General features: G+C 35.1%; 11 protein-coding genes and 1 pseudogene. 4 read left to right on the top strand and 8 right to left on the bottom strand.

Annotation, left to right across the window (positions count from 1 at the left end):
- Positions 1-27 precede the first annotated feature (27 nt).
- Positions 28-2,121: a S9 family peptidase gene (locus ACFIK3_RS01470; protein ID WP_375676155.1), complete on the bottom strand. Its 2,094-nt coding sequence runs from the start codon at positions 2,119-2,121 to the stop codon at positions 28-30.
- 855 nt (positions 2,122-2,976) lie between these two features.
- On the opposite strand from ACFIK3_RS01470, the gene ACFIK3_RS01465 reads away from it, so the two are divergent.
- Complete coding sequence (locus tag ACFIK3_RS01465; protein WP_375664166.1) at positions 2,977-3,414, top strand: MucR family transcriptional regulator; 438 nt, start codon at positions 2,977-2,979, stop codon at positions 3,412-3,414.
- Positions 3,415-3,514: 100 nt separating this feature from the next.
- Here ACFIK3_RS01465 and ACFIK3_RS01460 read toward each other — a convergent pair whose 3' ends face one another.
- Positions 3,515-3,925 (bottom strand): SufE family protein, encoded by a 411-nt coding sequence (locus tag ACFIK3_RS01460; RefSeq protein ID WP_375666964.1) that lies wholly within the window; start codon positions 3,923-3,925, stop codon positions 3,515-3,517.
- A gap of 108 nt (positions 3,926-4,033) precedes the next feature.
- Positions 4,034-4,409 (bottom strand): annotated as a pseudogene (locus ACFIK3_RS01455) (DUF5330 domain-containing protein).
- 1,038 nt (positions 4,410-5,447) lie between these two features.
- On the opposite strand from ACFIK3_RS01455, the gene ACFIK3_RS01450 reads away from it, so the two are divergent.
- Entirely contained in the window at positions 5,448-6,281 is an 834-nt protein-coding gene (locus ACFIK3_RS01450) for a peptidoglycan-binding domain-containing protein (RefSeq protein ID WP_375643145.1), read from the top strand.
- Between the two features lie 848 nt (positions 6,282-7,129).
- On the opposite strand, the gene ACFIK3_RS01445 is transcribed toward ACFIK3_RS01450, so the two are convergent.
- The 4 genes from ACFIK3_RS01445 to ACFIK3_RS01430 all read right to left on the bottom strand — a co-directional run bounded on the left by ACFIK3_RS01445 (position 7,130) and on the right by ACFIK3_RS01430 (position 12,111).
- Positions 7,130-7,327, bottom strand: coding sequence for a hypothetical protein (locus ACFIK3_RS01445; protein WP_375667975.1), 198 nt, complete (start codon positions 7,325-7,327; stop codon positions 7,130-7,132).
- Positions 7,328-8,024: 697 nt separating this feature from the next.
- Positions 8,025-10,691, bottom strand: coding sequence for a pyruvate, phosphate dikinase (gene ppdK, locus ACFIK3_RS01440; protein WP_375631392.1), 2,667 nt, complete (start codon positions 10,689-10,691; stop codon positions 8,025-8,027).
- Between the two features lie 177 nt (positions 10,692-10,868).
- A complete protein-coding gene (locus ACFIK3_RS01435; RefSeq protein WP_273791562.1) occupies positions 10,869-11,528 on the bottom strand; it encodes a DsbA family protein in 660 nt (219 codons plus the stop codon).
- An 82-nt stretch (positions 11,529-11,610) separates the two neighbouring features.
- Positions 11,611-12,111: a DUF721 domain-containing protein gene (locus ACFIK3_RS01430; RefSeq protein WP_273791561.1), complete on the bottom strand. Its 501-nt coding sequence runs from the start codon at positions 12,109-12,111 to the stop codon at positions 11,611-11,613.
- 203 nt (positions 12,112-12,314) lie between these two features.
- Between ACFIK3_RS01430 and mutY the strand changes: the two genes are divergently transcribed.
- Positions 12,315-13,373, top strand: a complete 1,059-nt coding sequence (gene mutY / locus ACFIK3_RS01425) for an A/G-specific adenine glycosylase (RefSeq protein WP_273791560.1) — start codon at positions 12,315-12,317, stop codon at positions 13,371-13,373.
- A gap of 756 nt (positions 13,374-14,129) precedes the next feature.
- Here mutY and ACFIK3_RS01420 read toward each other — a convergent pair.
- Positions 14,130-15,218, bottom strand: a complete 1,089-nt coding sequence (locus ACFIK3_RS01420) for a site-specific DNA-methyltransferase (protein WP_375613050.1) — start codon at positions 15,216-15,218, stop codon at positions 14,130-14,132.
- 372 nt (positions 15,219-15,590) lie between these two features.
- On the opposite strand from ACFIK3_RS01420, the gene ACFIK3_RS01415 reads away from it, so the two are divergent.
- Positions 15,591-16,286 (top strand): HAD family hydrolase, encoded by a 696-nt coding sequence (locus ACFIK3_RS01415; RefSeq protein WP_375643146.1) that lies wholly within the window; start codon positions 15,591-15,593, stop codon positions 16,284-16,286.
- Positions 16,287-16,710: the final 424 nt, after the last annotated feature.

The following is a 16,710-nucleotide window of genomic DNA, read 5'->3' as shown; positions in this document are numbered from 1 at the left end:
GAGACTTTCATACAGAGGTATTATGGATTAGCAAAAGTCTTTTCCTGCTATCTTTAGAATATATGCATAGATATAGGCAACTTCTTCTAGCTTTGAAAAACGTCCAGCTGCACCAGCGTGCCCTGAATCCATATTAATACGTAATAAAATTGCATTATCGTCTGTTTTTAGGTCTCGTAATTTTGCCACCCATTTTGCAGGCTCCCAGTAAGTTACACGAGGATCTGTTAATCCTGCCATCACAAGTATAGGGGGATAGTTTTGAGCTTTGACATTATCGTAAGGGGAATAGGAAGCAATAAGCTTATAATCTTCTTCTGATTCAAGAGGATTCCCCCATTCAGCCCATTCTGGAGGAGTGAGTGGCAATGAAGCATCTAACATTGTCGCTAAGACATCAACAAAAGGCACATTTGCTACGATCCCAGCAAAATCCTGTGGAGCTATATTGGCAATGGCTCCCATCAACATCCCCCCTGCTGAACCACCATGAGCAATCAGCCGGTCGTGAGAAGTGAATTTATTGTTTACAAGGTAACGCCCACAAGCAATAAAATCTGTAAATGTATTGTGCTTAAAGAGATGTTTTCCTTTCTCATACCATTCTACTCCCTTTTCTTTTCCTCCGCGAATATGAGCAATAGCGTAAATAAAACCTCTGTTTACTAGAGAAAGTACATTACTATTGAAACTGGCAGGTATAGAGATCCCATAAGCACCATAACCGTAAAGCAGACAAGGCGCACCACCATCAAGGGGAGTATTTTTGTGATAAAAAAGTGAAATAGGAATCTTCTCACCATCGTCTGCTATTGCTGTAATACGTCGTGTTATATATGCATCTTTATTATGCCCAGAGGGAATTATTTGCGTTTTTAAAAGCATCCGTTTACAACTTTTCATCTCATAATCAAACACTTGATCAGGTGTTGTCATAGACGAATAGGAAAAACGAATAGTTGGACTGTTATATTCTGCAACTCCTTGCAGACCTAAAGAATAAGCCTCTTCAGTAAAAGCAATGGAATTAACTTGTTTAGTGGTACGTTCCATTACTTTTATACGTGGAAGCCCCTCAAAACGTTCGATCCAGACAAGAAAATCTTGATAAGCATCATGGGATAATATTAGGCACCCAAGCTGATGTGGGACAAACTCAGACCAATTTTCTGATTGTGGAGATGTATATGGCGCTACCATAATTTTGAAATCTTTTGCATTATCTAAATTGGTCAGAATATAAAAGACATCACCACCTTCTGTAAGTGAATATTCAATACCTTTTTGTCGTTTCCGTACACATTGGGGAATAGTAAAAGGCGCCTCAGCAGGAATTAACCAGATCTCGGATGTTTCATGATCATGAATATTAATATAAATAACATCATTAAGCTTAGAACCGCTTACATCTAAGAAAAAACCTGGATTGTCTTCACGAAAAATAAGCTTATCTTGTGATTGATCTGTGTTTAATTGGTGATAATAGAGCTCTGAAGGTCGGTGGTTTTTATCAATCTTAGTATAGAAAAAACCTTCAGATCTAGCATCCCATACAATTTGACCAGATGTATCAGTAATTGTGTCCATACAGTCAGATAATGTCTCAAAATTACGAATTTTAGCTGTATAGAATTCTGATCCTTTGTCATCATAGGTCCATACCACATGTGTATGGTCAGGAGATTCTTGAACTGAACCAAATTTGAAATATTCTTTGCCTTCTGCCAAGACATCACCATTAAGGTACACGTTTTTTTCTCCGCCATTCCTTGGTGTCCGAAAATAATGTGGTTGTTGGCCTCCGGTAACATAAGAGAATCCGTAAGCAAAAGGACCATGTTTTATAGGAACAGAACTATCATTCTCTTGGATCCTGTTTTTCATTTCGGTAAAAAGCAAATCTCGTAGTGGTTTTGTATCAGCCATTTGAGCTGATTGATAAGCATTTTCTTTTTCAAGATAATGTCGAATATTGAGATCAAGACAGTTAGGATTTTTAAAAACATCTTGCCAGTTAGACGCACGTAGCCAATGATAGGGATCATCACGAAAAATACCATGATATATTTCCTTATGAGTGATTCTAGATGCTTTGGGAGGAATTGCAAAAGTGCGAGTCATACACAATCCTATATTAAAATATGTTAACAGCTTCATTTATATGTTAGAATCACAATTATTGATGCAAGTGTACAAATCTATAAGTTCTATTCACTTGCAAAAATAGTGCCATGATAATTTTTAAAACTAATACCTTTCTGTTCATTACATATCACAGCTATTGTTTTCTAGGGATATAATACCACTTTTATAATGAAAGTGACTGGTAAAACAATTAAACTATGAGAAAAAGAATTGATTTTTTTTGAAACAGTATAATCGCATAATTTTATAGAAATGAATAAATATATCAGAAATATTATTATTACTTTATAAAAAAATAAAAATATTCCATGTCGTTTTAATGAATAGTTTTATATTATAAACAATGCTATTGTGTCATGTTTGTAATATATATTGTTTTTTATTATTAAATTTAATAAATATAAATAATAAAAATAAATTTGAAATTTATTAAAAATAAACTTACTAAATTATAAGTATTCAAAACATAAAATAATAATTTATATATTATATTTTTATAATTAGTAATTTTATTTTTACGTTCTCAAAAAAATAAATAAATTTCATCCTATATCTTTTTATATTTGTGATGTATTATATATTATGTATGATATGTTATAGGCTAAAAATATATTTTAGCATGTAATAATTTCGTTTTTCTTATTGTATATTATGACAAAAAATGGGTATTTATTTGATTTTTTTGTGTTTTGGCAATTTTATAGAATAATTGAATTGACAAAAAAGATTTTTGTACAATATGAAACTCATGTGCATGAGATCTTTATATCATGAGTATATGCACTATATCTCGATTTTGAATTACTCAATTTTAAATTAAAGGAAACAAGAATGGAACATCGTGCAGTCTTAGAGACTGAAAGCAATTTAGTTATTACATTGGTTGCTGATATTGTTGCTGCCTACGTGAGTAATAATTCTATTCGACCGACTGAAGTGCCAAGTTTAATTGCTGATGTCCATGCTGCTTTTCGTAAAGCAGGGAATCTAGAGTTAACAGAAGTCGAAGTTGAAAAACAAAGGCCTGCCGTTAATCCAAAACGTTCAGTATTTCCTGATTATCTCATTTGCCTTGAAGATGGAAAGAAGTTTAAATCTCTAAAGCGTCATCTCATGACACATTATGGAATGTTGCCAGAGGAATATCGTGAAAAATGGCAGTTAGATAGTTCTTATCCTATGGTGGCGCCTAATTATGCAAAAACACGATCGGCTTTGGCCAAAGAAATGGGTCTTGGACGCAAAAGCAAACGGAAAAAAATTAAATAATCTTATTTTGCGAAAAAATGGTTTCGTGTATAAAGTTGATTTTAGTATACATGTTTTGTGTGAAGCTTTTGTATATATATAGCAATTTCTACCAAGGGGATTACGCATAGCTTTCGTTACGAATCCGTTTAATCATTGATTTCAAACCATTTGATCGTTGTGGTGTAAGATTTTCATTTAAACCAAGTTTTTCAAAGAGCTCTTGAGCATCAGAATTGCGAATTTCAGAAGCTTTTTTGCCTGAATAAAAAGCAAGAAGTATATAAATGAGTCCACGCACAATATGAGCATCGGAATCACCTTGAAACGTCAATATTGGATCTTCTGAGTTATTACGTGAAGATAAAAGCCACACTTGGCTAACACAACCAGGAACTTTGTGAGCATCATTTCGAGCGCTTTCCGGAAAAGGTGGCAATTCATAGCCAAGCTCGATGACATAACGATAACGATCTTCCCAATTATCCAAAAGCGAAAAGTTCTCTATAATAGTACCGATTTTTTCCGCCATTATTTTAGTCCTGTTTCGTTTGAATAATCATTCTTGAATACACTTATAAAAAATAAATATTTATTCTTCCTAACATAAATAACACGAAGAACGTTAAAAATCCTTATTTCAAGATAACATTTCATGGTTTTGTAAGAACTCTTGTATTTCTATTTTGTAAGAAGCATTAGGGGAAGTCTCTGATATTATTTTTGTTCCCTAATATGTTCCCTAAATATTCATAAGCAGCTCTTGCACCGTAATATGCGCGTTCGCCAAGTGAACTTAAAAAAGATTTTCCTACTTTACAGGTTTTTATATTACGGTCACAAAATGCGCCTAAATCATTTAAGGCTTCCTTAAAAGCAATAATCACATCGCTCGTTGTTGTCTCATTATTTTTGGGGCTAGAAGAATGATTACTGCTTGGATCTGCTACAAAAAATGAAATAATGACAAAAATAAAAAATAATAATAATAATAATTTGATTAAAAAACGTATCATGGATAATCAATGTAGCGCAGTGGTAAATACAATAAAAGAAGCATTTTATATACTGTTGCTTTATAAACAATTTATAAAATGTGCTTTTTATAAAATTGAGTATTCATGTATTGGGTCTATATCATTGGCTTTTTTATAAATATGGCACAATTCCGCCGTATAAAATAGGATACATTGTCTATTCAGTAAAAAATTAACATCAAAATTATACACTTACAGGCTGATCATGTTAATGAACATACTATGGTAAAAAATGAGAGATATAATCATGTCGTGTACATACTTATTTTAGATAATAGTTCACCATCTTAGCTTAGTTGAAAAAGCTAAAAAGAGTAAAATTCTGTTATTCTGACTCTAGTGTCGATAAAATATTTATATTATCTATAAAATTTTTACTAGCACATCATAAACATGATCAACATGTCGATCAAAATATTAAACAATAGATGCATCTCTTACAACTCCATCTAAAGATCTCAAGACCAGTTTTTCTATAACATTGTAAATCAATTTAATTGATACGAAGTTATTTACACTAAAATATAATTATATTAAGAGATAATTATATTTTACCAAACCGTTTATGGATAAGTAACCATCTATATGTAAATTATAAAGAATAGATAATGATTGTCATCTGTTTAGTGTTATAGGCAAATATTTTCAATTTTATTTTAAATAATAGGCAAACATATGCCCCAAAATGAAGAATAACGTGGCATTATTGTTTAGATAATTATATGTGATAATGCAGTTTGCAAACACCAAAATGATCTTGAATGCTAATCATTTGGTGCTCTCTTTATACACATTAAAGACTTGTCAAAATGAAATGAATAAAAGTTGCCAAGAACTCTTGTTGATTTATCAACTTATAAATTGATATAATGAAGCTGCTCATTTTAGGAGTTTGAAAGGAAAAATCAATAATGTCAATGCACTTCTCTCTGGCTGGAAGTAAGAACTGATTCATATTCGTTTCCTAATTTATATTTGTTTCTTTGTAAAAAATAAACGCAACTGAAAATAAAAGTAATGGCAACAAAACGAAAGACATACCGAAAAAAAACTGTAAAACACCGTAAATACTATAGTAGTATTGTTATAACACTTCTTCTTATAATTTTTCATTTTATTTTTTGGAGTGCAAAAACTCTTTATTTCTATACGCGAAAAAATACTTTATTTTTTGTTGGATCTCTTCTTTTTAGCATTAGTTTTTTATTTATTTCATTTAATGCTTTATTTTCGCAAATGACAACGCATCAAAATATTTTAACTCAAATGAAATTTTCCTCTGTTCAAAGTATAGGTAAGAGCTCTACTTTATCGGAAAAAGAAGAAAAATCACAAGAACTCTCCCGTGTAACTTCTGTACATTCTCAAAATCATAACCACACAAATTCATCTTTATCCTCTCAATCAGCAAGCATGCTGGAAAAGCAAAAAGAACTAGCAAAATTAGGCCTTTATGATGGACCCTTAGATGGATTGGAAGGACCTAAAACACGCCGAGCCATCACTTTATGGAAACAGCAAACTGCTCAGAGAATGCAAAAGAATGTTCTATCTAATCCCGCAACAGATGAAATCGCGATATTAATTAAGCAAAGCGAAATAGAAACAAACAATACAAAAAATATGACACACTTAAAAGAAGCTATTTTAGAGCCTTCTGTTGAAGATATTATACAAGTGCAAAAAGCTTTACATATTTTTGGGAATGAAGAGGTTATTGTCACAGGAATAGAAGATCAAAAGACGATAGAAGCTTTAAAACAGTTTCAAAAAATATTTGATCTTCCTGTAACAGGTAAAATTAATCACACAATTTTAATGAAAATGCGTGAAATTGGTTTATTTAATTGAAGCTAATCATCTACATTATAAAAATAATCTCTTAATTTATAATGATAATTCATCTTTCGTTTGTTTAATGCTCCCCTCAAATATTCCTTCATCTCAAGCCCTCTTATATTCAATCAATCAGAATGGTTTTCTTACACATTACATATTGAGCCGTATAATTTGCTGCAAGAAAACCACAACCGACTGCAGAAAAAAGAAATATTGCAAAATAGAAAACGCGCTTGTTCTAGCATTTTTATTGCTTCTGATGATAAAAGGACACAAAATTTTTGTAGTATCACGTAAACCTTTCATATTATCGAACCACGAATTGTCCATATATTATCGTCAATTTGATCTTTATAAATATGATGCAAAGAATTTATGCAAACACCTGTAAGGATAAGTAGACGTAAAGCTAGTTGTGTTATGGTTGTTGTTTTGCAAAGTATCTGAAAAAAACAGCACTTCTCTCCAATCTATTGCTGGAAAATTATGTGTTTTATGACATTGTTTTCCTAAAATAGCGTGTGTGTTTAATATTGCCTATAAATCAACATCTAAATTTAACGCAGCAGTATATTTGAAACAAATGTTAAGACAGTTTAGTACTTTTCTCAGCTGTTATAGCTTTTGTATGCCAAATGGGGGCAAGAATATTGCGCATCTCTGTTTGTATAATCTCTTAAAACAGGGAGACAGCCTAATTTGGGAAGAATATGAAATTTTAAGGTAAAAACCAGTTTTCATCTTTGCCATTTTCTTTTAATTCAGCTTTACGCCTTTCAAAGACATCTAAAGCAATATCTTTAAAATAATGGAGATTACCTATTGCCTCATGCTTTTATTTATCACATGTCTTTTTGAACTCACTCCCCCCCCTCACGCAAAACAAAATGTCCCAAACGAAATACACTTGGATTGCCATTCACGGGCTTTCTTAAAAAAACATCTCTTAAAGCACCCAAGACCATTTCACAACAACGCCCGTGAATAATAGCAGCCCCTACTGCGCGCGCGCTATCATTTTTACACTTGTGAAAAAGCAAGCCAGCACCATTACACACTGTACCTACCTTCAATTTGTGACAGCTCTTGACACTTGAGATGATTCATAAGAGGCATATCCTTGCTTTATTTTTTTATCCACAGACGCTCATCCCGCCTATAACATGCAAAAAACATGGTTTTGATTGATTCATTATAAAAGAGGTTGAAATGAGAAGATCTTATGATATTTACAGCTTTTGTTCAATATAAGAAATTAAAAAATATCATTATAAATCAACATATTGTATAACTTTGATATTCCTTCATAAAGGTAAAGATGGTAGCGTATAGTGGAGTTTATAAACTTACGGGGAGTTTACATAATCCCCATTCCACGAATGTCAATGTGAAATGGACATCCACTGAGAGATGTCTATCTCAAACAGCATGATGTGCAAAAAAAATACATTTGTTTGGAGCATTCTATTTTGCGTGAGGAGCTCATTCCCCCATAAAAAAGCAAACGCGTAAATTGACTGCACAATAACACGTTTCTCTCTATCAAGAGGTTCTTCAATAGAAAGTGTATTAATAATACATCTTTGTCTATCCTGCTTTATATTTTTTCTTATAAACTTCTAAAAAAAGCACTTTCTCGCGTAACATAACTTATCGTGCATTTTAGAAGCATTTTTATTCCCTTTATTAAAGAAAATAAAAGAATATATCAAAATTTATTTCAGTAATAACGATACAACAAAAAATATTAACCCATTACATCCTTTTTGCTATTGCGGCCTGAGCTGCTGCTAAACGAGCAATTGGTACTCGAAAAGGAGAACACGAAACATAATCTAGGTTATTTTCTTCGCATAAAGTAATAGAAGCAGGATCGCCTCCATGTTCACCGCAAATTCCCAATTTTATTTTTGCACGCTTTGAACGTCCACGCTGTGCAGCAATGGTAATAAGTTCCCCTACTCCATCACGGTCAATAGACACGAAAGGATCTTGCTCTAAAAGACCTTTTTGAAAATAGGTTGCTAAAAAAGGAGCAGCATCATCACGGGAAATCCCAAAAGTAGTTTGTGTCAAATCGTTTGTTCCAAATGAAAAAAATTCAGCAGTTTCAGCAATTTCATCTGCTCGAAGTGCCGCCCTTGGAAGTTCAATCATCGTCCCAACCATATATTGAATAGTGCTTCCCTTTTCTTTCATCACTTCCTCAGCAACCTGATCAATACGCGCTTTTACAAAATCGAGTTCAGATTTAAGCGCAACCAGTGGCACCATAATTTCAAGCATAACAGGAGATCCAGATTTTTGGGCAGCTTCTGCTGCTGCTTCAAAAATCGCCCGCGCTTGCATTTCTGCAATTTCAGGATAAGTAATAGCTAAACGGCATCCTCGTAATCCAAGCATAGGATTAAATTCGTGCAACTGCTGAGCGCGTTCAGCAAGCACTTCAGCAGAAACCCCCATAGCTGTTGCAACATCAAGAATTTCTGCTTTCGTTTTAGGCAAAAATTCATGTAATGGTGGATCTAGCAAGCGGATAGTAACAGGTAAACCACACATAATTTCAAATAATTCACTAAAATCTGAACGCTGCATTGGCAAAAGCTTATCTAGTGCTTTACGACGACCACTTTCATCATGACTTAAAATCATTTCACGCATAGCAACGATACGTTCATCAGAAAAAAACATGTGCTCCGTACGGCAAAGACCTATACCTTCAGCCCCAAAAGATCGCCCCATACGGGCATCAGATGGTGTATCAGCATTAGCGCGAACTCTTATACGTCGCATCCCATCAGCCCATTCCATTAATTTTGCAAAGTCTCCGCAAAGCTGAGGCTGCAACATTGCAACTTTCCCTTTGAAAATTTCTCCACTTCCACCATCAATTGTGATAACATCACCCTTTTTTAAGCTTTCTCCTGAGGCAAACAACGTATTTGTGTTATAATCAATCCGCACACTGCCAGCACCAGAAATACATGGTTTTCCCATCCCCCGCGCAACAACAGCAGCGTGACTTGTCATACCGCCACGCGTTGTTAAAATTCCTTCTGCAGCATGCATACCATGAATATCTTCTGGGCTTGTTTCTACACGGACCAAAATAACTTTGCGACCTTCCGCCGACACAGTTTCTGCCTCTTCTGAAGTAAAAACAATTTCACCAGTTGCGGCTCCAGGAGAAGCAGGTAAACCACGTCCTATAACAAAACGTTCTGCTTTAGGATCAAGTGTTGGATGCAAAAGTTGGTCCAGCGACTTTGCATCAATACGCATCACAGCCTCTTCACGGTTTATTAACCCCTCCTCAACCATTTCAATTGCCATCTTGAGAGCCGCACGAGCCGTGCGTTTTCCTGAACGAGTCTGAAGCATCCATAATTTACCTTTTTCAATGGTAAATTCGAGATCTTGCATATCCCGATAATGCTGCTCAAGCTTCTGCGCAATCTGACATAATTTCAAAAAAGCCTCAGGCATAATTTTTTCTAACGATGGTCTATTTGAACCAGCAACAATACGCGCACTTTCTGTAATATTTTGAGGCGTTCGAATGCCCGCCACAACATCTTCCCCTTGCGCATTAACTAAAAATTCACCATAAAGTTCTTTTTTCCCTGTCGATGGATTGCGTGTAAAAGCAACACCTGTTGCCGAATCTTCTCCCATGTTACCAAAAACCATAGCTTGCACATTAACTGCCGTTCCCCAACTTTCAGGAATGCTATGTAAACGGCGATAAGTAACTGCGCGTGCCGTCATCCAACTTGAAAAAACGGCTCCAATTGCCCCCCATAACTGTTGTTCAGGATCTTGTGGAAAAGGGGTTCCTAATTTTTCTTCAACATAGGCTTTATAAGAAATAATAACATTCTTCCAATCATCTGCTGTCATTTCTGTATCAATAGTGTAACCATTGCATGCCTTTGCTTCATCAAGAATCTCTTCAAAATACGAATGGTCTAGCCCCAAAACAACGTTAGAATACATTTGGATAAAACGCCGATAACTATCATAAGCAAAACGTTCATTATTGGCTTGTAAAGCAATGGCTTTTACAGTCTCATCATTCATGCCAAGGTTAAGCACTGTATCCATCATCCCTGGCATAGAAGCCCTAGCCCCTGAACGAACAGACAGCAAAAGTGGCTTTTGCTCACTCCCAAATTCACGTCCTGTTTGTTCACCAACACGTCTTAGTGCTTGCTTAACAGATTCCTGTAGCTCTTCTGGATATGATTTGTCATGGGCGTAATAAAAATTACAAACTTCTGTTGTCAGCGTAAATCCTGGCGGTACGGGCAAACCAAGATTACTCATTTCTGCCAAATTAGCCCCTTTACCTCCGAGAAGGTTACGCTCACTTGCACTTCCTTCTGCCTTTCCATCTCCAAAACTATAAACCCATTTTTTCACTGTACAAATCCTCCCATATCAGCATCAAAACATCATTCAACCGAGGCTCACTTAAAAGCAATGATTTGATTCAAAATTGGCTCAAAAACAATATCGCTTCATAAATGCATAATATTAATCCTTCCAAAGGAGATAATGGCCAAAAGTATCACTATCCATCTTCTGGAAGATTAAGATTCAGTTTTTAAGAAAACTATCAATCACCGAAAAAAATTCTTCTACTTTCATGGCACCTTCATATTTACTACCATTAATAAAGAAAGTAGGTGTTGCTGTGACACCAAGCTCTTTACCGCGTTCAAAAGATGCATTTACTTCATCTAAAATGGACTGATTTTTCAAACAAGCAGTAAAACTTTCATCTGTAAAACCAGCCATTAAGCCAATTTTTTTCAATGGTGTTAGAGCATTTTTTCCGAAAGCCCATTCATTTTGTTTTTGAAATAAAACTTCTATCAAAGGAAAATAGCGATCTTCTGGTGCACACCGTGCCAACATAAAACCTGCTGTTGCCCGAGGATCAAAAGCATATTCTCGGAAAATAAGTTTTACTTTTCCTGTTTTGATATATTTTTTACGAATTTGGGGAAGTATATCATTATAAAAATGCGCACAATGGGTACATGTCAACGAAGCATACTCAACAATGACGACTGGTGCATCCGCCTCTCCCTCAAAGCGATCCTTTACTTTACCCGATTGGAGAAGCTCTGCCATATCAACAGTTGTTGCCACTGGTTTGGGATCACGCGCTAAAGCAACTGTTACACTGTTTTGTACAATCGTTATGAAGAGAAAAATTATCCCGAAAGATAAAAAAGAACGATATTTTACCATAAATAATACTTTTCTGTTGTTATTAACAAATAGGAATCCAATGCTTTCTCATATATTAAAGAAAAATATATAAAATATCTTTCTATTTATTATTTTTTTCCAAGAAAATGCAACAGCCAAGTTTATAAAGTGCTTGGTGCAAGCTTTTATCTTCAATTCCTTCAAGCATTTTTTCCACGCATTTTTTGTCTTGTTCACTCAAAGGCGGTTTTAGAGGCAAGTGATTCATAAAAACCGACATACTCCTTTGCTCAATCTTGATGCGATCAATAGCAATGTAGCCAAAAAATCCGTTAATTCTATGAAGTAATTCCTCTGTTTCATGCATCAATTTTAACGCAGCAAATCCTTCACATGCGACAACAAGTGTTGCTGGCTGAAAAACTTCATCTTGATCTGCACGACGTTTCCAAATAATTTTAAGCGGCATTGTATGTTCACTGATATCATAGCCCGCAATCTGTGGCCAATGTTCTATAAGCGCTACATTAAGCCCTGTCCGTTTGCGTAAAACTGGATCAAGTATTTTGTATACCGTCTCAGAAAGAGAATAAAAGATACGTTTTTTAAGCTGTTTTCTCATTTTTAGATCATTGTTCAACCGCTTACTAAATTAAAATCATTTGTTTCATCTAGAAATTGTTGCCTCCTCAATTTATGAAATATCAACAAAATAAAAAGCCTTTTCTCACCAGAGCCTTGACAATAAAAGAGCAAAAAACATGAATTACAAAATAAATAATTTTTTCTTTTGCATTTTATATCTCCCTATGCTTGAAAGCAATCATGTATGAAATTTCTTCGCACCTCCTTGCTTGGTACGATCAAAATCACAGACATCTTCCATGGCGGATTACCCCTGAAAAGCAAAAACAAGGTATCCGTCCTGATCCTTATCAAGTTTGGCTTTCTGAAATCATGCTTCAACAAACAACCGTTGAAACAGTTAAGCCTTATTTTAAAAAATTTCTAAAACTATGGCCTGATCTTTTCTCTTTAGCAAAAGCCTCACAAGATGATATCATGAAAGCATGGGCTGGACTTGGTTATTATTCACGCGCACGTAATCTTAAAAAATGTGCGCGACAGCTTGTTGAAAACTACGCGGGACAATTTCCACAATCTGTAAAAGAATTGCGAACTCTAGCCGGTATTGGAGATTATACTGCCGCAGCCATTGCTGCGATTGCTTTTAACCACCCTGTAGCAGTGGTTGATGGTAATGTCGAACGTGTGGTAGCGCGACTTTTTGCTATCACTTCAATATTGCAAAAAGCAAAAGTTGAAATTAAAGAAAAAACACAAAAAATTACTGCTTTAAATCGTCCTGGTGACTTTGCTCAAGCAATGATGGATTTGGGAGCAACAATTTGTACTCCACGCAAACCATCTTGTTATACCTGCCCTCTTCAATGTTTATGCAAAGCAGAAAAGATGCAACAACCGGAGTCTTTTCCAGTTAAAGCCCCTAAAAAAGAACGCCCTTCAAAAACAGGTATTGCTTTTGTGGTCCTTAATAAAAAGAGACAAATTTATTTGGAAAAACGACAGACGCAAAAGCTCCTTGGTGGAATGACCCAAATTCCTAACAATATTGGCATAAACAACGAAAATGGGCTCCAAAACGCACCCTTTACTGCCAATTGGCAATTCAAGGGACAAATTACACATGTTTTTACTCACTTTTCTCTAAAACTCGATGTTTACTATACCGAAGATGTTCATGAAATGAATTGTGAAAATGGTTGGTGGTGTAACATTCAACATCTTACCGAAGAAGCATTACCTACTGTTATGAAAAAAGCCATTTCCGTAGCACTTCCCAATTCTTTCAGATTTAAATAACCTTCCCTATTCATAAAAATGTTTTCTAACAGAGACTTTTGTATCTCTAGCGATTATTTATTAATCTGCAAAAGAAAAATTAAAAAAATGAAATAACCAATTTTTTCTACAGATAAGAATTAAGGAGGGATAGAAAAGCTTAAAAATCTTAAATTTAAATTTCAGGTTCTATCCTTTTTTCGCTTATGAAGGAGTAAGTCGGCTCCATCGTTATATTTACCAGCCCCCTCAACATCCCTTGGTACGTGAAACGGTTCATAAGAGGTACTTTTAGTTCTTTCGTTAACAATTTTTATTCACACGCCAACCCCGTTTATGACATGCAAGCAAGTAATTTTCATCGATTTAATATGGAACAAGTTTGAAATGAAAAAACTTGACGATATTCCGAGGGCAATTCAATATGAGTTGCGTTAAATTATCTTTATAAATAAATACATTTTACGCACTTTACAGATGTACGTATTCAAAAAAGCACTTAATTTGGAACTTCTGAATGAACCTTTTAATTCTGATATTTCATTTTTATAAGCTTATATTGAAATTTTACTGTCTTGGAACTAAAACTAGAACATAGAGTGAAAATTTCTCATTTTAATTTCTTCTACAAGAAGCATAAAAATACTCGCTTGCCGCTTACAAGCGAGATTAGTGTGTCAATAAAAAACATCTAAGAAAGGCATAAAACGCCCTCACGTCCATCTTAATCAAGATCAGGTACATTGGTGGTCAATAGAATGAAGCGATCAGCTTAGTTCATAAAACACCCGTTTTTAACATTTGTGAACGTATGATCATTCTTAAATGATCTATGGACTTCAACCGTCCATTTTCCTCATAATACCAAAAGGTCCAACCATTACAACTCTGCGAATCTTGAGCCTTTCTTCCCATTGCGTGAATTGAGCCCGCTTCACCACCATGCATAATCGTACCATCAGCTCTTACAATAGCAGATACTTGCTTCTTACGATCATAAAGAACTTCTCCAGGATAGAGTAAACCTGCTTCAAGCAAACTGTTGAATGCTACGCGCGGTTCTGCTTTTTTTCTATCCAAAATCGCTAGTTCTGGTTGCGCTAAAGGTTGAACCGCCGCAATTCTCTCACATGCTGCATCGATGTAATCTTGCTCGCGTTCAATCCCAACAAAATCACGCCCTAAAAGCTTGGCAACAGCACCTGTTGTTCCCGAACCAAAAAACGGATCGAGAATAACATCACCAGGTTTACTAGAAGCCATAATAATACGCGCTAATAACGCTTGCGGTTTTTGTGTTGGATGCAATTTACGCCCTGAATCATCCTTTAAACGTTCAGCTCCAGTGCAGAGAGGGAAAAGCCAATCTGAACGCATTTGTAGATCTTCATTTGCCGCTTTTAAGGCATCATAATTAAATGTGTACTTTTTATCTTTTTGATCTCGCACGGCCCAAATAAGCGTCTCATGAGCATTTTGAAAACGGCGCCCTCGAAAATTAGGCATCGGATTATTCTTGCGCCAAATAATATCATTAAGCATCCAAAAACCTAAATCTTGTAATGCCGTTCCAACCCGAAAAATATTATGGTAAGATCCGATAACCCAAAGTGTTCCGTTGGGTTTTAATACACGACGACAAGCAAGCAACCATGCACGGGTAAAAGCATCATAAGCAGCAAAACTCTCAAACTGATCCCATGCATCATCAACCGCATCAACAAGCGAATGATCTGGACGGTATAAAGCTCCATCCAATTGCAAATTATAGGGTGGATCTGCAAAAATCATATCAACAGAATGTTTTGGAAGTTTTTCTAGAACGGAAACACAATCTCCTTTAAAAATTTTATTGCGCCATGGCATTTGTGAGGGGATACGAAGGAAATCTTTTTGAAGCTGAATAACTGTCATGAAAAACCCAACAAAATTAACTAAATTTGCCCTATAATCAACTAAAATAGTTTATAGGCCCGCATTACCAATCCATATTTACAAAATAGCGTAAACGTATCGTTAAAATTCTACAAAATTGATAATTGTTTTTGTTTTTTTAGTAAAAAAAAACTTTCACATGAATGAAACCTTAATTTTCTTTTTTTCAATGTACTGTTCCAATATCTTTTATTTCGTAAAAGAATTAAGAATCATTTTCAAAACTTATTTTTATGAAATAAGATCCTCTCAATATCGTTTTCATGAAAATTGTCCATCTCGTAACATGTAAAGGAATATCTTATGCCTCAGATAGATCTTATTATTTTTGATTGTGACGGAGTTCTCGTTGACTCTGAATATCTTGCAGCAAAAATTGGATCACAATTGCTCAAACAAACAGGATATGAAATATCACCCGAAGAATTGAGTGAGCGTTTTGCAGGGCTTATCTTTCGCGATATTCTTAAACACGTTGAACAGGAAACAGAAAAACCAATTTCTGCTCATCTCATAGACCAAATGACTAATATTTTTCGTACACAAATAAAAACTAAATTACGGGCTATTGATGATGTAAGAGAAGCTGTAGAAATTATTCAAACACGCTATCCCTACTGTATCTGCTCTAATGCAAAAAGCGTAGATATAAAAGAGATGCTCACCACGGTTGATCTCTATGACCTTTTTGAAGGTAAAATATTTTCAGCACCTGAAGTTGGAACAAAAAGAACGAAACCGGCCCCTGATGTTTTCCTTTTTGCCGCACAACAATTACAAGTAGAGCCCCAAAACACTATCGTTATAGAAGATTCACTTCATGGTGTACACGCAGCTATAGCAGCAGGCATGCGCGTCATCGGCTTTACGGGAGGATCACATAGCTATCATGGCCACTCTAATGCACTTGCAGAAGCTGGTGCAGAAACAGTTATCGCAAAACATGCTCATTTAGGAGAAGTTTTAGAAGCAATGGCAATATGGCGCGATCTATTATAAAAAAAATCTCTTGAATATATTAGTTTGTAAACTCTTGTAAGAAGAATTTTTACTCAAATGTCCTTCTCTTCTCGTTGCTCCTTTTATAATAACTTCAATAAATGCGTAATTCACGACACGGGTGAATTGCATCTCAATGTGAAGGAAAAATATAGCGCCTCATTGAAATCATAAGTCTGTTAACCATTGCACGTGCTTTAAAAAAAGCCAAAAACAGGGGTGCCAACTCATAAAAATTAAACCCTGCTTATCTATCTCAACTCCGATATCCCACTCCCAACCTCAGCAGCTCATCCTGATAAATTATTATATTTGTCAAAAAGGAATATTACGATGCCTTGCTCGATAAGATGTGAGAATTGCTAGCCTCTTTCATCTGATCAAAAAAATCACATACTATGGTAAAATTGTAAGGGATGTGCCT

Source organism: Bartonella sp. CB10SXKL (genome assembly GCF_042195515.1).
Taxonomy (GTDB): domain Bacteria; phylum Pseudomonadota; class Alphaproteobacteria; order Rhizobiales; family Rhizobiaceae; genus Bartonella.
This window is presented reverse-complemented; position numbering and strand designations above follow the sequence as displayed.